The organism is Affinirhizobium lemnae, assembly GCF_022968395.1.
Lineage (GTDB): Bacteria > Pseudomonadota > Alphaproteobacteria > Rhizobiales > Rhizobiaceae > Neorhizobium > Neorhizobium lemnae.
This window is the reverse complement of the sequence record NZ_JALJQZ010000062.1, coordinates 1-18,570: the sequence shown is the minus strand read 5'-3', so window position 1 is coordinate 18,570 and position 18,570 is coordinate 1. Positions and strand designations below refer to the sequence as shown.

Sequence of the window (18,570 nt, the reverse complement as noted above, 5' to 3'; positions counted from 1 at the left end):
GATCTCCAAAATCAGCTTTGAATCCGATTTGCGCTCTTTTGGGAATCCCAATCCTTAAATCATCACCACGACCTAGCAATTTGCATAAAGCCAGCTGCAGAATGCGCAGCTTTTGCAGTTTAAAAGCGCGATTCCCTGTGGTTGTCTGCGGACTTAATCGAAAGGAATAGCTTCATGCTCTGCAAACTCATCGGTATCCCACTTCAAAGCGGTGCTTCACAACTCGGTTGTGAGATGGGGCCGAGCGCGCTGAGGATCGCGGGTCTCCGTCAGGCGCTCACAGATCTTGGCCATCAGGTTTCCGATTGTGGCAACCTCGCAATCTCCGAACAGAGGCGCCGGGATCATCCGAATGAAAAGATCCATGATCTGGCGGAGATTGTTGCCTGGACCGAAGTCATCGCTGAAGCAGCCTACCGGGAAAGCTGCGATGCGATGCCGATTTTCTTGGGCGGAGACCACGCATTGTCTGCCGGAAGCGTTTCCGGCATGGCTCGACGCGCCGCAGAAAAGGGCAGGCCCTTTTTTGTTCTGTGGTTGGATGCCCATACCGATTTCCATACGCTGGAGACAACGAACAGCGGTAACCTGCACGGCGTTCCAGTTGCGTACTTCACAGGTCAACCGGGTTTCGAACCATATTTCCCGAAACTTGAACGAAAAGTCGACGCTGCGAACGTCTGCATGATCGGAATTCGAAGCGTCGATACGGCCGAACGGCGCGCCATTCAGCAAACCGACGTGCTGGTCCACGATATGCGGGCCATAGACGAGAATGGTGTTGCTGCACTTCTTCGCGAGTTTTTGAAGCGAGTCGCTGGGGCAAACGGCATGCTCCACGTAAGTCTCGACGTCGACTTCCTTGATCCTGCCATCGGTCCTGCCGTCGGCACTACGGTTCCTGGTGGTGCTACGTTTCGAGAGGCGCATCTTCTCATGGAAATGCTGTACGACAGCCAACTTGTGACAAGCCTCGATCTGGTGGAGCTCAATCCGTTTCTCGACGAACGAGGTCGCACCGCAACCATGCTTGTCGATCTGACAGCAAGCCTTATGGGTCGCAAAGTACTTGATCGACCGACAAGGCGCTATTGATGAATGTCAGTTACCATTCGCCAATATTAGCGAGACCGAGTTATCGTCTGTGTTCTTCATCTCCTGTTAACGACAGAAAGCTAATTTTGAGAGCAGTTGCTCAATTCTTGGTCCGGGGGGACATCTTGTTTGAAAAATTGCTACGGCTCCGGATCGCAATTCCGGGGCTGATACTCATCGCTGCGCTAGTGAACTTCGGTGCGCAACTCGCCTTTGGAAACTTCGCACGGAATACGTTTACGGTAGTCAGCGAAATAACCGTGTCTCAAAACAAGGCTAGCAATATTCTGGAGACCCTTATCGAGCTTCAGCGCGGCATAGAACTGGATGTCCTTCACGTTCAGGAATCGCTGACGGATCTCTCCGCAACGAGAGGGATGGACGGACTTGATGACGGCGCCGATCTGGCGGCCAAGTCCGCGGAAGAGCTCAGACGTAAGGTTGCAGACGTCGCCAAACTTGCTTCGGATGCAAAGCTGCCCGAAGTGCGCTCGAGCGTTGAGTTTCTTCTTCCACGATTTGAGGCATTCTATGCGCTTGGACGGAAGATGACACAGGCCTATGTCGATGGGGGTCCGGAGCTGGGCAACAAGATGATGCCTGAGTTTGACGAAGCCTCCGATGCGCTGCGGAAGGAAATGGACGCATCAACACAAGCGATCAGCGATCTCAAGGCCAAACGCGACACGCAGCTTGTTGAAAATGTCCAGTCCATGCGGGAAAATGAGCAGTCTCTGTTGCTTATGATGATCCTGAATAGTGCCTTCGCGCTCTCCATGAGCGGCATTACCATTGCCTTTGTTCTGCTATGGGTTGTGCGCCCGCTTGGGCGCATCACGGAGCGTACGTTACGTGTTGCCGATGGACAGTTGGATCTCGAAATACCTCATGTGAAACGCAAGGACGAGATTGGCGAACTTGCCCGCTCGGTGGAAGTGTTCAAGCAAAATGGCGTTGAGCGGATGGAGCTTCAGGCGGAAGCTGACCGCGCCCGAACGATCCGTGAGGAAGAAAGGCTGTCGCGGGAGATCGTTCAGCTCGAGGAGGCTCGTAATCTCAAGTCGGTTGTCGATAATCTAGGCGCGGGCTTGGCACGACTGGCGGATTTCAATGTCCGCATGACGATCGACGAGCCGTTCGTCGAACAATTTGAAGTCCTGCGTAATGATTTCAATAACTCCGTAGCTGCATTTCAAACAACACTTGAACAGGTGATGTCCAGCACCACTCAGGTATTGGCTTCCTCTCAGGAGATGCGTGAGGCTGCCGATAACCTCTCGCGGCGAACAGAACAGCAGGCCGCGTCGGTCGAGGAAACATCAGCTGCTCTCGCCCAAATCACGGCAACGGTTTCCTCATCGGTTGAAAACGTCATCGAAACCAGAAACCTGGTGAGGGAGGCAAAGACCTGCACCGACACGTCCGGTCAGGTGGTGCAGAACGCGGTCGCTGCAATGAAGCGGATCGAGGGCATGTCGGCTGAGATCGGCAATATCATCGACGTCATTGACCAGATCGCGTTTCAAACCAACCTGCTTGCCTTGAATGCAGGCGTTGAAGCGGCGCGAGCCGGTGACGCCGGTAAGGGCTTTGCCGTGGTCGCGCAAGAAGTGCGTGAACTCGCACAGCGGTCTGCCAAGGCCGCAAAGGAGATCTCCAACCTCATCGACAATTCAACTCGTGCTGTCGAAGAAGGCGTATCGATGGTGAAGGACACTGGGCATGCCTTGGAGAAAATCAGCCAGTTCGTGGCGGCAATCGATGAACGGGTCGAGACCATCGCCACGGCTTCCCGCGAACAGTCTCTGGGCTTGAACGAAATACAGGCAGCGATCGGATCGATCGACCAGATGACGCAGCAGAATACATCGATGGTGGAGGAAAGCTCCTCGATCAGTGCAACGCTCGCGAAAAGTGCCGAACATCTGGCAAATCTGGTACATCGCTTCCAGATTAATGCTGAAAATACGGTCCAGCAGGACCGGCGTAAACGAGCTGCCTGATCGGCTGATGTCGCCCGCTCGAAGAGAGCGGGCGACTGTTTATCAATAGGATTTGCCCTTCATTTCGACGGAGGGCTTCTCGCCGCGTTCGCGCGCTTGCTTCAAGCTTTGATATTCGCCAAGTGCACCGGCTGCCGCGTCCCGCAGGAGGGCAATGTTGTGCGGACCGACGATGAAGCGGTAACCCCGATCCAGAAGATCGTTCACCGATGCGCCGCCGTTTGGCACGGTGCCCAAAACTTTTCCCGCGTCCAGTATCGCCTTTTCGGCCTGCCGGGCCAAAGCCTGCACTTCGGGATGTTCGGTCTGACCAAGCAGGCCCATATTGCCCGCCAGATCGTTGATGCCGATGAACACGATGTCGGCGCCTTCAAGAGCGGCGATGCCTGCGGCATTTTCGATTGCCGTGACTGACTCGAGCTGAATGGCAATCAGCATGTTATCATTCGCTTTGTGGATATAGTCCGGCTCCATGCCATAGGTCGAAGCGCGCACAATTGACGCTGCATAACCACGGATACCGGCTGGTGGGTAGTAGCAGGCGCGAATAGCCTGTTCAGCGGCCTCAACAGTGTCCACGGATGGGATCATGACCGACTGAACGCCACCGTCGAGAACACGCTTCAGCAGAACATGATCGTTCCAACCCACACGCACCATCGCCGGCGAAGGTGTCGTTTCCAGAGCCCGCAGCGAGTCCACGATGTCGCGGGTATCGCCTATACCATGTTCGAAATCGGCTAGAATGAAATCGAAGCCAACATGGCCAAGAACCTCGCATTCTGTTGGGGTGCCGCCAGCGACCCAGCAGCCATAAGCTGCCTCGCCGGCTAGTAATCTCTGTTTGAGAACATTCGGGCGAAACATGAGCCCCTCCTCGATAAGCTGCAATACATGCACGAAATTCATGACTTGCATGCAGCTTATATATCAGTGGAGGGAGTCGCTACTGCTATTTCCCGAAGCCGAGAGTGCAACGCACGGCCGAATCCCAACCCGCAAGCAATTCGTCACGGTTGGACGTATCCATTGCAGGAGTGAATTGACGGTCACGATGCCACTCGGCGGCAAAGCCTTGTCTGTCTGGCCAAATGCCTGCGCCATGGCCCGCAAGCCAGGCGGCACCCAATGCCGTTACTTCGGTCGAGGTGGAGCGATCGACAGCGACACCCAGAATGTCGGCCAGGCGCTGCATCGTCCAGTCGTTCGCAGACATGCCGCCATCGACGCGAAGGAGCGTATCTGCCTGACCCGGCCAATCCTTGCGCATGGCACCCAGCAGGTCGCGGGTCTGGAAACAAACAGATTCGAGTGCGGCACGGGCAAATTCCGCAGGCCCGGTATTGCGCGTCATGCCAAACATGGCACCGCGCGCCTCCGCATCCCACCATGGCGCCCCCATTCCAGTGAAGGCCGGAACGAGATAGACCCGCTGGCCGGGATCGGCCTTGGCCGCGAGTTCCGCCGTTTCAGACGCCTTACCAATCATCTTCAACCCGTCACGCAACCATTGAACTGCAGCGCCAGCGATGAAGATTGATCCCTCCAGCGCATAGTGAATGTCGCCATTAAGACGATAGGCAATCGTCGTCAGTAGTCGGTTCTTCGATGCGACACGATCCGTTCCCGTGTTCAACAGTGCAAAGCAACCAGTGCCATAGGTGGATTTCATCATGCCCGGCCTGAAGCAGGCCTGACCGATCACTGCGGCCTGTTGATCACCCGCCACACCGCGAATGGCGATGGGCGACCCAAACAGGGCAGGGTCCGTTGTGCCGAACTCGTCAATGTTCGAGAGAATTTCCGGCAACATCGAACTCGGTATGTTGAACAGCTTCAGCAGATCGTCGTCCCATGTCGCGTTGCCGATGTTGCACAGCATTGTTCGGGAAGCATTCGTAACGTCGATCACATGCCGTTTGCCGCCCGTCAGTTTGTAGATGAGCCAGCTATCGACTGTTCCGAAAGCCAGATGTCCGGCTTCCGCTGCTTCACGTGCGCCGGAGACATTGTCGAGCAACCAGGCGATTTTGGTGGCGGAGAAATAGGGATCGATCAGCAGACCGGTGCGTTCAGCCACCAGATCGGCGTGACCTTCGTCCCTTAGCCTCGCGCAATGGCCCGCAGTCCGTCGGTCCTGCCAAACGATGGCTTTATGGATCGCCTTGCCCGTGCGCTTGTCCCAGACGAGAGCCGTCTCACGCTGATTGGTAATGCCAATCGCCGCAATTTGTTCGGACGAAATGCCGGCCTTGGAAATGGCAGTGCGCGCAGTTTCCAGCGTCGTTGTCCAGAGATCCTCAGCCTCGTGCTCCACCCAGCCCGACTGCGGAAAATGCTGCGTAAACTCCATCTGTCCGACGCCAACCGCCTTGTAGGATCGATCAAACAGGATCGATCGCGTTGAGGTGGTTCCCTGATCGATTGCGAGAATGAAATCAGTCATGCGTCGATTTCCATGTTCATCGTGTCAAAACAATTGGCTTGGAGGTTTGGTAGCATATTGGAAGCAATGCAGAAGCCTCTTTTTACTGCGCATTGCTGCCCAAAACAGCAGCAGTCATAGCATATGGATGACTGGCGGCAGTGCCAGCGAAACGCCTGAGAGGAACAGGAGAAGGAAGGCGAGCTTCCGCATCGCCACAGGCGATAATGGTGGCGGATGTTTTCGCGCCAGCCACGTGGCCAGCATAACGACCGGGATAGCGCACAGGCTCCACCAGAAAGATGCGCGCGGCATCTGGCCGCTCGCGGTAACGATGCCAAGTCTGAGCAGAGCATTGGTTGCAAAGATGGCGACCAATGTCTCCCGTATTGTACCGGGCTTCAGCGGTTGGCGGTAGAAGTGATAGATCAGCGGCGGCCCTGATGTTGAAAACATGCCACCCATGACCCCGGCGATGGCGCCGAAACCTGCGAATGACAGCGGCGACGACATTTTCATGAGCGGTTCCGGCTTCAGCGACAGCTGAATACTGGAGACGATGATGACCGTGCCTAAAAGAATCTTGAGCCCTTCCAGGGAGTTGGCAGCCATCAGTGTCAGAAGCCAATAGCCCGCTCCCAGAAACAGGACACTGGTTGCAAGAGCCGGAAAGAACTGGCGGAAGGCGATATCGCGCCAACCTTTCAGAAGCACCTGAAGAGCGTTCACTACGACTAAAATGCTGACCAGCACCGCCGCATCCGTCAATGGTATGATGCCGGTAAGACCCACCCCGCCCATCATGATCAGCCCGAGCGCAAAGCCTGTCAGCGTTTGTGTGTAGGCAGCAACAAAGGCAATGGCGAGCAGACCCGCCAGACTGAGCGGGTCCATCTTCAGGCTGCCTTGATCGATTGGAACAGCGCTTCGCGCGCAGCACCTTGACGGTAGAAGACAGGCGGCTGGCCGAGCGGAGCAGGCACGGTGACTGTCTCGCCACCGGTATGAGCCGCACCACTCCAAACGTGAACCCAGGTTTCGCCTTGTGGGAGATAGACTTTACGCTCTGCCTGACCCGCCTGCCAGACCGGGGCAACCAGCAGATCACGCCCGTACAGATACGCATCCTGAATGGCGTAGGTGTTGCGGTCATGCTCGTGATGCAGGAATAATGGACGCTGGACCGGAAGGCCCGTGCTGGCCGCCTCTTCGGAAAGTTCCTTGAGGTAGGGCGCAAGATGCACGTAGATCGATGTCATCCGGGCGAAATGCGCAAGGACTTCGGCATCCTGATCGATCTGCAGGTTATCCTTCGGGCGGTTGCCCTCATGGCTGCGCATGACTGGCGTGAACGCAGCCATTTCCGCCCAGCGCATGATGAGTTCCGGCGTCCGGACATTGCCGAAAAGGCTGGTGTAACCACCGATATCCGAATGATGATAGGCGTTTCCGAGCAGACCGGACGACAGCGCGCCGCAGATGACCGTGACCAGGCCGTCATGGCGTGTGAAATCAACAGACTGATCGCCACCCCACAGAAGCGGGCAGTGGGCCTGAACGCCGGTGAAGCCTGCACGCATGAAGAACAGCGCTTCGCCCGTCTTGCCGCGGCTTGCGACAGCCTTCGCATTCACCTCCGCCCACAGCGTCGGCCAGGCATTGTGCATAAGCTTGGCATCGATACCGTTTGAAAGGTTCACATCGATTGGCAGGTATTCGCCGAAGTCGGCCATCCAGCCGGAGAGGCCGAAATCCAGCATGTTCTTGCCGATCACCTCTTCGGCAAACCAGTCGGCAGCGTCAGGATTGGTGAAGTCTACCACGCCACAATCGAACTCGCCGAAATCCACGAGCGCCGTCTTGCCCTGCTCATCCTTGGCAAAGTAACCCTTGGCATCAGCGACCGGAAACAGTGGGCCATCAACGCAAAGATAGGGGTTCACGTAGCCAAGGAAGCGAACGCCGCTATCGTTGAGTTCGGCAATCTTCTGGCGCAGGTTGGGGTAACGCGCCTCGTTGGCCTGCCAATCCCAGAAGAGACGGGCCCCAAAGGAGGTATGACGCAGACCGACCCAATCCTCGCACCAGAGACCGGAGACCTTCACGCCCGCTTCGCGCATTTTTTCCATGCGAGCAAAGGAGTTCTCGCCATCCTTCAGGCCGAGGATAGCACCGCCATAGACCCAATCCGGCAGTGTTGGCTGGCGACCAAACCGGTTGGAGAGCTGGCCGACCAGATCGATGAAGGTCGAACCCGAAAAGAATTCAAGCCGCTCGGGCACGGCCCAGATCTCAATCTCGTGGAAGCCGTCACGACGGAAATCGAACACCGAATAGGCGGTCGTTTCCACATGCAGTGCGTATTTGCGCGAAGAGATATAGGTCGGTTGCGGATAATTGGTGTTATAGTAATCACCGCCGGACTTGCCGGTTACATCCGCCTTGAATGTGATTTCGGTCGATTTGTCGCGACCCACGCCGGGCTCGGATGTCCAGAGCGGGAACTTGCGGCCGCGCATGTCGAAATACGACATCTGCTCGCCACCACCCCACACATGTTCGTCCTTTTCGGCAACAACGCGCAGCCATACGCGATTGATGGTGGCATCCAAGGCTTCGGTTGCGAGATGATCGCCAGAAACGGTCATCACGAAGCGGGCGGGAAGACCCTCGGCAGCGGAAAACTCGATCCGCTCTCCGGTGACGACGGCATGGGAAAGCGGTGTACGCTCAACCACGTAGTCGTCAATTTCGAAATTGCCGCGATACATATCCATCCGCTCTTCGCCCTGGCCGACAAAAAGGACAGGGGAAGCCGCCGTTTGCCGCAGGATTTCGAGCCCATTCAGGCTGATGCTGAAGCCGCCGGGGATGAGATTGATCTGCATGGTCAAGTATCCTTAGTTCTGGGTCAGGCCAGCGTCTATGACGAAGTTGGCGCCGGTGCAGCCATTGCTTTCATCCGAGCCGAGAAATAGTGCGAGGCGAGCCACATGGCTGGCGTCGAGACGGAATTTCAATGCCTGGAGATCGATGAACTGCTGGTTCTGCTCTGGACTGGTCCAGAGCTTCAACTGGCGTTCGGTTACGATTGCGCCGGGCACAAGGCAATTGACGCGGATGCCGGATGGGCCGAGTTCGCGCGCCAGCGTCTTGGTCATGCCATTGATGGCCGCTTTCGACGTGGTATAGCCGATCATGCCCGGACGCCCGCGCATCCAGGATATAGATCCGAACATGATGACGGAGCCACCGCCGTTCTCAGTCATGCCCTTCGTCACGGCCTGCGTCATGAAGAATTGGTGATCGAGGTTGAGTGAAAGGGCGCGACGCCAGTATTCAGGCTCTACTTCATCCATCGCGTGGCGGTCGTCCTTGCCTGCATTGTTCAGGAGAACGTTGACGGGTCCATGGTCGCTCTCGATCCGCGCCACCGTTTCCCGTAGAAACGCAATGTCGGTGAGATCACAAGCGTAAAAGCTGGAACCTGTCGCCTCGGCAGTCGCCTTGCCCGCCGCGTCATCGATATCGATCAACGAAACCCGCGCGCCCTGCGCGCGGTAGGCTTTGACTATCTCCTCGCCAATGCCGGAAGCCCCGCCTGTTATTAGCACATGGCGATTTGCAAGGGAGCGATAGAGGACGGTATCGTAGGGAGAGGACATGTCAGTGCATTCTCAAACGTCGGGATTGAAGAGGGGCTTTGCCAGCCCTGGAACATCGGTGCGCATGGCAAACAATGCGCCGGAAAACGGAAATTCGGCCAGTTCCTCAGCGGGGCGGCCAATGCTTGCGCTGGTGCAATAGAGCGTATGAAGATCGGCGCCACCAAATGTGACCATGGTCGGGCACTTCGCCGGGACAGGATACTCGGCGAGCAGTTTTCCGTTTGGAGAGTATCGCTGAACGCGCCCACCTTCGAACAGCGCGGTCCAATAGCACCCTTCCGCATCAACCGCGCCACCGTCTGGTCGTCCCTTGTCGGTATCTGAGCCGAACGTGGCAAACAACTGGAGGTTGGTCGCCGCGCCTGTCGTGACGTCATAATCGTAGGTGTAAAGCGAGTAGCGTAGCGTATCGGAGTGATAAAGCCGCGTTCCATCGGGCGAAAATGCAACGCCGTTCGAGGTAAACAGGTTGGCCGCCAGTTTCTCCAGGCCACGGTGATCGTAACGATAGAGGCTGGCAATGCCACGTTCGCGCGTTTCGTCGACAGTCCCGGCAATGAAGCGACCTGCTGGATCCACCATGCCGTCGTTGAAGCGGCTGATCGTCTGGTCTTCCGGATTATCCGCCAGTTTGCGGATGAGCTGACCGTCATGCGAAATCAGCCAGATGCCGGAGCGCAAACCTGCTACGAAGCTGCCGGCCTCAGCAAGCCCGATGCAACCGACTTCTTCCGGCAATTCTATGCTACCGAGCGAACCATCCGCAGGGTCGAACCTGTGAATGCGGCTCTTCTTGATATCCACGAAATAGAGCACTTGCTCGGCGACTGACCATAGCGGGCATTCACCGAGGGACGTCTTTGCATCCAGAACGAGGTCGAAACCGGCTGTCACGGGATCCACCTCAATAGGCCGCCGTTGGGGCAGGTGCGAGAGGCTTGTCTTCACCCTTCATCTGTCCCAGCCAGTCATTGGCGCGGCCTGTCATCATGGCGATATCGGAGGCAATGGCCGCGTAATCATAGCCATAGCCTATGAAGCGCTTCACCATATCCGGTTTCGGGCCGACGATACCGACAGGCTTGCCAGCGGCATGCGCATCCTTGGCGGCCTTTTCGATCAGCGCCTGAACTTCCGGATGCGCGATGTTGCCGATGTGGCCCATGGCAGCCGATAGATCGCCCGGACCGACGAACAACGCATCGATGCCCTCGACCACAGCAATTTCCGGCAGTCGTTCAATGGCTTCAGGCGTCTCCAACTGAACGATGGTGCAGACATCGTCATTGGCGTTTTTGAGGTAGTTCGGAATCGTGCCGAACTTCGAGCCGCGATGAACGGCGGCCACGCCACGAATGCCGTGCGGCGGGTAGCGTGTGTAGGACGCGGCGGCCTTCGCCTCTTCCGCTGTCTGTACGAAAGGAAGCATCACAGTGCGGGCACCAGCGTCCATGCAGCGCTTGACGAGAACCTGATCGTTCCAGGCCAGACGGACCACGGCATCGGCTGGCGTGCAACCGATGGCGCGCAGGATGTGGGCGAGATCGGATACTTCGATCGGAACATGTTCCATGTCCACCACGAGAAAATCAAAGCCCGCATAGCCAAGCGCTTCAGCACTCGCCGGGGCTGCGGCCATCAGCCAGGTGCCGAGCGGCGTTGCACGATTTTTGTCGGACAGCCAGGATTTGAATGGGTTCAGCGTGCTCATGAGGCTCGTCCTTTAGAAAATGACCGGATCCGGCACTTTGGCCGGGCCGCTGAGAAAATCGAAATCGCAGCCCTGATCGGCCTGGCTGACGTGTTGCTGGTAAAGAGCGGCGAACGAACGCTCATAGATGCGGGCCGTGGGTTTCCACTCGGCCCGACGCGCCGCCAGTTCTTCGTCGCTCACCTTCATGTTGATCGTACCGGCCACCACATCCAGTTCGATGAGGTCGCCGGTCTTGACGAGAGCAAGAGGTCCGCCAACAGCCGCTTCCGGCGAAACATGCAGGATACATGTGCCGTAATGCGTGCCGCTCATGCGCCCGTCGCAGATACGCACCATGTCGCGCACGCCCTGCTTCAGCAGCTTCTTCGGGATTGGAAGATTGCCCCATTCCGGCATGCCGGGCGCGCCGACGGGACCGGCATTGCGCAGAATGATGACGGTGTCCTCCGTTACCTCGACATCATCCCGGTCCAATGTCTTGTTCATCGTCGCCGGATCGTCGAACACGATGGCTGAGCCAACATGCTTGAGGAACTTCGGGTTGGCGGCAGACGATTTCATCACCGCACCGTTGGGCGCGAGGTTGCCACGCAGCACTTCCAGTGTCTTGCCCTTGGAGAGCGGTACGACCGGATTGTTTTCGTCGCGGATTACGTCGTCGTTCCAGCAATCAGCATTCGCGATGTTTTCGCCAATCGTCTTGCCGTTGACGGTAGGACGCGAAAGATCGAGGTGGTGAGAGAATTTTCTGAGCAGCGCATTCAAGCCGCCTGCGAAATAAAAGTCTTCCATCAGATATTCACCGGACGGAAAGACGTTTGCCGCAACCGGAACCTTTGCCGCCATGGCAGACATGTCATCCAGCGTCAGGTCTACGCCTGCACGCCGCGCCATGGCGACCAGATGAACGGCGGCATTCGTTGAGCCGCCCAGCGCCATATAGGCCACCAGACCGTTTTCGAAACTTGCCTTGTTGAGAATGTCGGACGGTTTCAGATCTTCCCAGACCATTTCCACGATGCGCGTGCCGCAGAGCGACGCCATACGTGGATGGCCGCTATCGCTTGCGGGAATAGAGGAGGCGCCCGAAAGCGTCATGCCCATGGCATCGGCAATCGATGTCATGGTGGAGGCGGTACCGATCGTATTGCAGGTACCGGCAGAGCGGGTCATCCGGCTTTCCAGATCCACCCAGTCATCCTTGGTGATATTTCCTGCGCGAAGTTCATCCCAGTATTTCTTGGTGTGCGTACCTGCACCCGTCTTGATGCCGCGCCATTGGCCGTTGGACATGGGGCCAGCCGGGCAATAGATCACCGGAATATCCATCGAGAATGCGCCCATCAGCAGGCCGGGCGTGGATTTGTCGCAGCCGCCGAGCAGCACAGCCCCATCGATGGGATGCGAGCGCAGCAGTTCCTCGCATTCCATGGCCAGGAAATTGCGGTAGAGCATGGTCGTGGGCTTCACCATGACCTCGCCCACCGAAAGCGCGGGCATTTCCACCGGGTAGCCGCCAGCCTGCCAGACACCGCGCTTCACCGCTTCGGCGCGGTCACGCAGGTGCGAATGGCATGGGCTCATTTCGCTCCACGTGTTGATGATGCCGATAACGGGTCGGCCCATGAATTCTTCGCGACGCATGCCCATCTGCTGGGTCCGCTGACGGTGCGCAAAGCCGCGCATATCATCGGAAGCGAACCAGCGTTGGCTGCGCAGTTCGGATAAATCTTTTCTTGTGGTCATCTGGTTATCCCTTGATGCCGCCTGCGGTCAGACCGGAAACGACACGTTCCTGGAAGATGACGATGAGGATCGCCACGGGTACGATGCCGACCACAAGCGCTGCCGAAATAACCGGCCAAGGGAAGGCGAATTCACCCTGATAAAGCTGAATACCGACAGGCAGTGTGCGAAGCGCCGGATTGGAATTGAAGGACAAGGCCAACAGGAACTCATCCCATGCATTGACGAAGGCAAGAATGCCAGCCGTGAAGACACCCGGCGCGCAAAGCGGCACGACCACCTTGAACAGCGCGCCCATGCGGGTGCAGCCGTCGATCATGGCAGCGTTTTCCAGATCGCGCGGAATGCCTTCAAAGAAGGAGACGAGCATCAGCGTGCAGACCGGCAGCGACAGAACCGTATAGGGCAGGATCAGCGCGATCCAGCTGTTAAGCAGATTCAAGGCCCGCATGATTTCGAAAAGAGGCACCAGCAGGGTGACCAGCGGGAATGTCGAAACCGCAATGATCAGCGACAGGATCAGCCCGCGATACTTCAGGTTCAAGCGGGCAAGCGCATAAGCCGCGAGAACCGATACCAGCAGCGTCAAACAGGTAGAGAGAAGCGCCACCATGAAGCTGTTGAAGAGGAAGATGTGCAGCGGCTGATCCGAGAAGGCTTGCATGTAGTTTGCAAGCGTCGGCTGATGTGGAAGCCAGGTGATTGGCTTCACGGTCAGTTCCGCCTCCGTCTTCAGCGAGGTGAACAGGATCCAGAGTGCTGGAAACATGCCGTTGACGAGAAGGATCGAGGCGGCAATGAAGCGCAACGGCTTACCGGAGAAGAACGATGTCGAGCCGGAAGATGCAACTTGGCTCATGGTTTTACTCCTTGGTCCGGATGATGCGGAGATAGACGGCGGTCACGCACATGGAGAGCGCGAACATGACGACTGCAAGCGCTGAGCCATAACCCAGATCGAGGAATGAGACCGTGTTCTGGTGGATGTACATGGCAAGCGTCGAGGTAGATGTGCCGGGGCCGCCGCCGGTCATCATGTAGGGGATATCAAAGGTTTGCAGCGCTGTGATCGTACGGAAGATGAGCGCGACGACGATCGCTGGCTTCAGCAGCGGCAGCGTGATTTCGAAGAACTGGCGGATGCGTCCGGCACCGTCCACATCTGCCGCTTCATAGAGCGAACGCGGGATGGTTTGCAGGCCTGCCAGAATGATCAGCGCCATGAAGGATGAGGTCTTCCAGATGATGGTGAGACAGATGGCGGCAAAGGCGAGGTTCGGAGAGTTGAACCAGATCACACCCTCGATGCCAAAGCGGGCCAGAACATCGTTCACTACGCCGTATTCGGAATGGAAAAACCAGGCGAAGATCAGACCGGCGAAGGAAAGTGGCAGCGCCCACGGAATGAGCAGGGACAGGCGAACCGGCCATTGAACGCCGAACGGCAGGTTTGCGAGAAGCGCCAGAGCCATGCCGACAATCAGCGCGCCGGGAACGGTGATCAGCGTGATCAGAACCGTATTCCAGGTCGTTTCCCAGAAAACCGGATCCGTGAACATCAACTGATAGTTTTCGAAGCCAACGAATTCCGCAGGCAGACCTGATGTCAGCGAGAGGCTGAAGAAGCTCGTATAGCCAAGCCGCAAGACGGGATAGACGATGATCAGCGTCAGAAGAACCGCGGCGGGCGTCAGGAGGAGAACCGCCAGTGCGCGATCGCTCATGTCCAAGAGCTTCACCCAGCCGGGTTGCGCCTTTTCGATCCGGTCAGACGTGGCAATGGTTTGAGTGGTCACCGTGGCAACTCCTGCGATTTTCATCGGCGAAAAATGGTCGTCCTGCAGGATCAGCCATGCGATCACGTGGCAGGGTCAAAGGAGAGGGCAGGGCAATCTGCCCTCTCCGGATGTTATGCGTGGATCAGCGAAGGATACGGCGTAGACGCGCTTCGATCTGTGCAGCGCCATCTTCCGGTGTCGTAACCCCGGCCAGGACCGCGTTTACGGTTGTACGGATGACTTCGCTCACTTCGTTGTAGCGCGGTGTAACCGGGCGTGGTTTTGCGGTCTCGACAACCTGCTTGGCGTCAGCAAACCACGGAGCAGCCTTCAGAACGTCTTCATCCTGGTAGAGCGAAGCATAGGTCGGGAGCAGCGAACCGTTTGCAGCCATATACTTGGAAGCATCCTTGCTGGAGAGGTATTCAACCAGCTTTTTCGCGGCATCCTGGTTCTTGGAATAGGAGGAAACGCCCCATTCCCAACCTCCGAGGCAGGTCGCAGACTCCCCGCCGGTTACTGCAGGAAGACGAGTCACGCCCACCTTGCCAGCCACTGCGGAATCCTTGCTTTGCGACTGGGCCCATGCGTAGGACCAGTTGACTGCGAACACCACATTGCCCGCCTGGAACTCCTTGCGCGTATCATCCGTCGCCACTTCGGCAATGTTCTTCTTGGAGACGCCTTCATCCACAAAGCTCTTCCAGAGCTTGAGAGACTTTACGGCGGCATCCTTGTCGAAGGTCAGCTTGCCATTGTCGACCAGATTCTTTCCCTGGCTCCAGTAGGGCAGCAGGAAGGTGCAGACAGCGCCCTCGATTGCCTTGCCCTGGAAGGAAAGACCCTGTAGATCCGGGTTGTTTTCCGCACCATTGATCTTCTTTACAGCGGCCTTCAGCTCATCCCAGGTCTTGGGCGGCTGTACGCCATGCTTCTCCAGCAGATCCTTGCGGTAATAGAGGAACATGGAGTCGGCGAATGCCGGCAAAGCGACGACCTTGCCATCCACCGTGTTCGCTTCAGCATAGGCTGGCAGATAGACGGACATGTCCTTGCCCGCAAACGGGCTGGTCCAGCCTGCAGCAGCGAACTGAGCCGGACGAATGACATCGAGGATCAGAACGTCGAGCGAAGAATCCTTCGCGGACATGATAGTGTTCAGATACTGCGCCTGCGCTTCGGAGGTGTTGCCGCCGGTTTCGATCGTGACCTTCGTGCCCGGGTTCGCCGCTTCGAATTGGTCCAGAACCTTGCGCCATACCTGCGGCTGATGCTGGCTGGAAATGTAGACTTTCAGCTCGGTATCAGCAAAGGCAGGTGCCGAAATGCCAAGGACAGTGGCGGACAAAAGCGCGCCGACGATTGGCTTGATGTTCATATTCTCTCTCCCAAACGACTTTTCTATGCGGGTCTGGAAACTCCCCCGCAGGAGTGTCAAGCGATGGCGCGTTCGGTCACGGCATCGAAGAGATGAACCTTGGTCGGATCAAGACCAAGGCGTAGCTCGGAGCCCACTTCAGGGCGCATTTCTGGCGGCATGCGCGCGGTCAGCATCTCTCCGCCAATGGCAAAGTGCACCAGCGTATCGGAGCCGAGTGGCTCGACGACCTGTATCTTCGCCGCCAGCGTCATTGCAGGATCGGCATGGGTGACGAAATGTTCCGGACGAATGCCGACGATCACATCTCGTCCATCGGCAAGACCTTGCTTCGCTGAAGCGAGCGAAGACAGCGGAAGGCGATCACCATTTGCGAAAGCCAGCGCGCCGTTCTGAACCTTCGCCTTTGCAAAATTCATGGCAGGCGAACCCACGAAACCGCCTACGAAAACGCTCTGCGGCTTGTTGTAGACCTCATCTGGCGTACCCACCTGCTCGATATCGCCACCCTTCAGGATCACGATACGGTCGGCGAGGGTCATGGCTTCGACCTGGTCGTGCGTAACGTAAATGATCGTTGTGCCAATCTGCTGGTGCAGGCGCTTGATTTCGGTGCGAACCTGGCCGCGCAGTTTGGCATCGAGGTTTGAGAGCGGCTCGTCAAACAGGAAGACCTGTGGACGGCGCACGATGGCGCGACCCATGGCAACACGCTGGCGCTGGCCGCCGGAAAGCTGGCCCGGACGGCGCTCCAGCAGATGGGCAATGCCCAGCATTTCCGCCGCTTCATTGATTCGGCCCTCGGCATCTTTCATCGAGACACCGCGAACCTTCAGGCTGAAGCCCATGTTCTCGCGCACCGTCTTGTGCGGATAAAGGGCGTAGTCCTGAAACACCATGGCTATGTCGCGTTCGCGGGGAGCCAGCTTGTTGACCACCCGTTCACCGATACGGATCTCACCATCGCTGATCGATTCCAGGCCCGCGACCATGCGCAGCGTCGTCGATTTGCCGCAGCCGGACGGCCCGACGAAGACTACAAACTCACCATCCTGAATCTCAAGATCGATACCCTTGACGATGCGAAGCGCACCGTAGCTCTTTTCGAGCTTGCGAAGGCTGACAGACGCCATGTATTCCTCCCGGCGACATCATACGGATGCCGCATCCTGCAGATTTTTTCCAATCATAGCGCTACGATTAACAAATGCAATGCCCGCCTAACCTTTTCTTTCGGATGTTGATGAACTATGCATGTTCCCGCAATGAGCATGAGAAAAAAATGTTGCAATACAAGCAATAAGCTGCAAGTTTGAAACGGCGATTACAAAATTCCTGAAACGCGATTTTGTTGATCGCAGCGCTGTATAGGAGGAGATATGGCGGATCAGGCCAAAGGGCAAACGGAGCGCCCGCAGCGGCGCCGGCGCAAGATGCAGAGCGTCACCATGATGGACGTCGCAGAGTTTGCGCAGGTGTCTCCGTCAACGGTTTCCCTGTATCTGCGTCGCCCTGAAGCCGTGTCCGCCAGTGCTGGCAGCACGATAGCACGCGCGATCGAGAAGCTGAACTACGTTCCGAACCTCGTGGCCGGAGGACTGGCAGCCGCATCGTCTCGCGCAGTGAGTATCATCGTGCCATCGGTGCGCAACGCCTTTTTTGCCGAAACGGTCGCGGCGATGCAGAACACACTGCGCAAGGAAAAGCTGCAGTTGATCCTGGGTCATACCGAATATGACGAGCGCGAGGAGGAGGAACTGGTCAAGACAGCCCTGTCCTGGGCGCCTGCGGCGATCGTTCTCACTGGACTGTCCCACAGCGATACGACCCGGCGCATGCTGCAGAAGGTCAGCGTTCCCGTGATCGAAATCTGGGAACTGGGAGGGCAGCAGATTGATGCGGCCATCGGGTTCCATCACGATCAAGTCGGCGCCGCTGCTGCCAAACATCTGATCCAGCAGGGCCGACGAAATCTTGCCTATCTCGGTGCACGTCTTCACGAAGACAGACGTGCGAAACAGCGCTGCGATGGCTTCGTCGAGGCGGCAAAAAGCGCGGGCGTCACCGTTGATATCGTCCAGCATCCCGCCGCCGCATCAGCCGAGGTGGGCGGCATGCTTCTATCGGAAGCACTTCAAGCTTTGCCGCAACTGGATGGTGTCGCCTGCTCGAACGATCACGTTGCGCTCGGCGCGCTGTTTGAATGCGAACGATCCTCGATCAGCGTACCGGAGCGGCTCTCTATCGTCGGATTTGGCGATCTGAGCTTCAGCGCTGCGTGCAATCCGCCTTTGACAACGATCCGTCCGTCCGGCGATCTGATTGGGCGTGAAGCAGCGCGGCTCATCATCGAACACATGGCGGGCAAAGATCCTGAACCTCAGATCTCCATCGATACCCGATTCACCTTGCTTCACCGCCGCAGCAGTTAGATGTTTAGTCCCGTCATTTTGTGGACTGGATCAATAATGGACGCTCCGGTCTCGATACGTTTCCCGACGATCCCGATGATGTCTATGCCGAGAGCGACTTTCGCGGCGATCATTTTGACAAGGCATTCTACATGCCAGCCCTCGTTACCTGCCGTTTCAACCCGGACCTCAGCGTCAGATACGGCCAGCTCGAAACCGCTGGAAAGCCGCCCAGGGTCGCAATCACAGCCATCATGCGAAAGCTCATCGTGCTCGGGTAATCCCCCCGTCAATCAACGGGCTTCAAAAGTAGAATTTTCTCGGGCTTTATGATCGAGGAGATTTTTATGAA

At 57.3% G+C, this 18,570-nt stretch carries 15 protein-coding genes and 1 pseudogene; 4 read left to right on the top strand and 12 right to left on the bottom strand.

Features of this window, described 5'->3' with window-relative positions; translation table 11 throughout:
- Window positions 1-174: 174 nt before the first annotated feature.
- Both rocF and MUU53_RS21220 read left to right on the top strand, forming a co-directional pair.
- Entirely contained in the window at window positions 175-1,095 is a 921-nt protein-coding gene (rocF, locus tag MUU53_RS21225) for an arginase (RefSeq protein ID WP_247262660.1), read from the top strand.
- A gap of 125 nt (window positions 1,096-1,220) precedes the next feature.
- Window positions 1,221-3,098 carry a methyl-accepting chemotaxis protein gene (locus MUU53_RS21220; RefSeq protein ID WP_247262659.1) on the top strand — a complete coding sequence of 626 codons (1,878 nt, stop codon included), beginning with the start codon at window positions 1,221-1,223 and terminating at the stop codon, window positions 3,096-3,098.
- 42 nt (window positions 3,099-3,140) lie between these two features.
- Here the strand turns inward: MUU53_RS21220 and MUU53_RS21215 are convergent, their stop codons facing one another.
- The 12 genes from MUU53_RS21215 to MUU53_RS21160 form a co-directional block, all read right to left on the bottom strand.
- The gene (locus MUU53_RS21215) at window positions 3,141-3,965 is read right to left on the bottom strand and encodes an HpcH/HpaI aldolase family protein (RefSeq protein ID WP_247262658.1); all 825 of its coding nucleotides are present in this window, start codon (window positions 3,963-3,965) and stop codon (window positions 3,141-3,143) included.
- A gap of 85 nt (window positions 3,966-4,050) precedes the next feature.
- A complete protein-coding gene (glpK, locus tag MUU53_RS21210; protein ID WP_247262657.1) occupies window positions 4,051-5,544 on the bottom strand; it encodes a glycerol kinase GlpK in 1,494 nt (497 codons plus the stop codon).
- A gap of 114 nt (window positions 5,545-5,658) precedes the next feature.
- Window positions 5,659-6,417, bottom strand: a complete 759-nt coding sequence (locus MUU53_RS21205; RefSeq protein WP_062556513.1) for a sulfite exporter TauE/SafE family protein — start codon at window positions 6,415-6,417, stop codon at window positions 5,659-5,661.
- Window positions 6,418-6,419: 2 nt separating this feature from the next.
- The gene (locus MUU53_RS21200; RefSeq protein WP_247262656.1) at window positions 6,420-8,411 is read right to left on the bottom strand and encodes an alpha-glucosidase; all 1,992 of its coding nucleotides are present in this window, start codon (window positions 8,409-8,411) and stop codon (window positions 6,420-6,422) included.
- Window positions 8,412-8,423: 12 nt separating this feature from the next.
- Window positions 8,424-9,188 (bottom strand): SDR family NAD(P)-dependent oxidoreductase, encoded by a 765-nt coding sequence (locus MUU53_RS21195; RefSeq protein ID WP_247262655.1) that lies wholly within the window; start codon window positions 9,186-9,188, stop codon window positions 8,424-8,426.
- Between the two features lie 12 nt (window positions 9,189-9,200).
- Entirely contained in the window at window positions 9,201-10,085 is an 885-nt protein-coding gene (locus MUU53_RS21190; protein ID WP_247262654.1) for an SMP-30/gluconolactonase/LRE family protein, read from the bottom strand.
- A 10-nt stretch (window positions 10,086-10,095) separates the two neighbouring features.
- Window positions 10,096-10,902: an HpcH/HpaI aldolase family protein gene (locus MUU53_RS21185; protein ID WP_247262653.1), complete on the bottom strand. Its 807-nt coding sequence runs from the start codon at window positions 10,900-10,902 to the stop codon at window positions 10,096-10,098.
- A gap of 12 nt (window positions 10,903-10,914) precedes the next feature.
- Window positions 10,915-12,651, bottom strand: coding sequence for an L-arabinonate dehydratase (araD, locus tag MUU53_RS21180; protein WP_247262652.1), 1,737 nt, complete (start codon window positions 12,649-12,651; stop codon window positions 10,915-10,917).
- 4 nt (window positions 12,652-12,655) lie between these two features.
- Window positions 12,656-13,510 carry a carbohydrate ABC transporter permease gene (locus tag MUU53_RS21175; RefSeq protein WP_062556519.1) on the bottom strand — a complete coding sequence of 285 codons (855 nt, stop codon included), beginning with the start codon at window positions 13,508-13,510 and terminating at the stop codon, window positions 12,656-12,658.
- A 4-nt stretch (window positions 13,511-13,514) separates the two neighbouring features.
- Window positions 13,515-14,375 (bottom strand): carbohydrate ABC transporter permease, encoded by an 861-nt coding sequence (locus tag MUU53_RS21170; RefSeq protein ID WP_244484830.1) that lies wholly within the window; start codon window positions 14,373-14,375, stop codon window positions 13,515-13,517.
- Window positions 14,376-14,571: 196 nt separating this feature from the next.
- Complete coding sequence (locus MUU53_RS21165; RefSeq protein WP_247262651.1) at window positions 14,572-15,807, bottom strand: ABC transporter substrate-binding protein; 1,236 nt, start codon at window positions 15,805-15,807, stop codon at window positions 14,572-14,574.
- 56 nt (window positions 15,808-15,863) lie between these two features.
- Window positions 15,864-16,940, bottom strand: a complete 1,077-nt coding sequence (locus MUU53_RS21160) for an ABC transporter ATP-binding protein (RefSeq protein WP_247262650.1) — start codon at window positions 16,938-16,940, stop codon at window positions 15,864-15,866.
- A 246-nt stretch (window positions 16,941-17,186) separates the two neighbouring features.
- On the opposite strand from MUU53_RS21160, the gene MUU53_RS21155 reads away from it, so the two are divergent.
- Both MUU53_RS21155 and MUU53_RS21150 read left to right on the top strand, forming a co-directional pair.
- Complete coding sequence (locus tag MUU53_RS21155; RefSeq protein WP_247262649.1) at window positions 17,187-18,239, top strand: LacI family DNA-binding transcriptional regulator; 1,053 nt, start codon at window positions 17,187-17,189, stop codon at window positions 18,237-18,239.
- Window positions 18,240-18,364: 125 nt separating this feature from the next.
- A pseudogene (locus MUU53_RS21150) lies at window positions 18,365-18,499 on the top strand (IS110 family transposase); the annotation flags it as partial.
- Window positions 18,500-18,570: the final 71 nt, after the last annotated feature.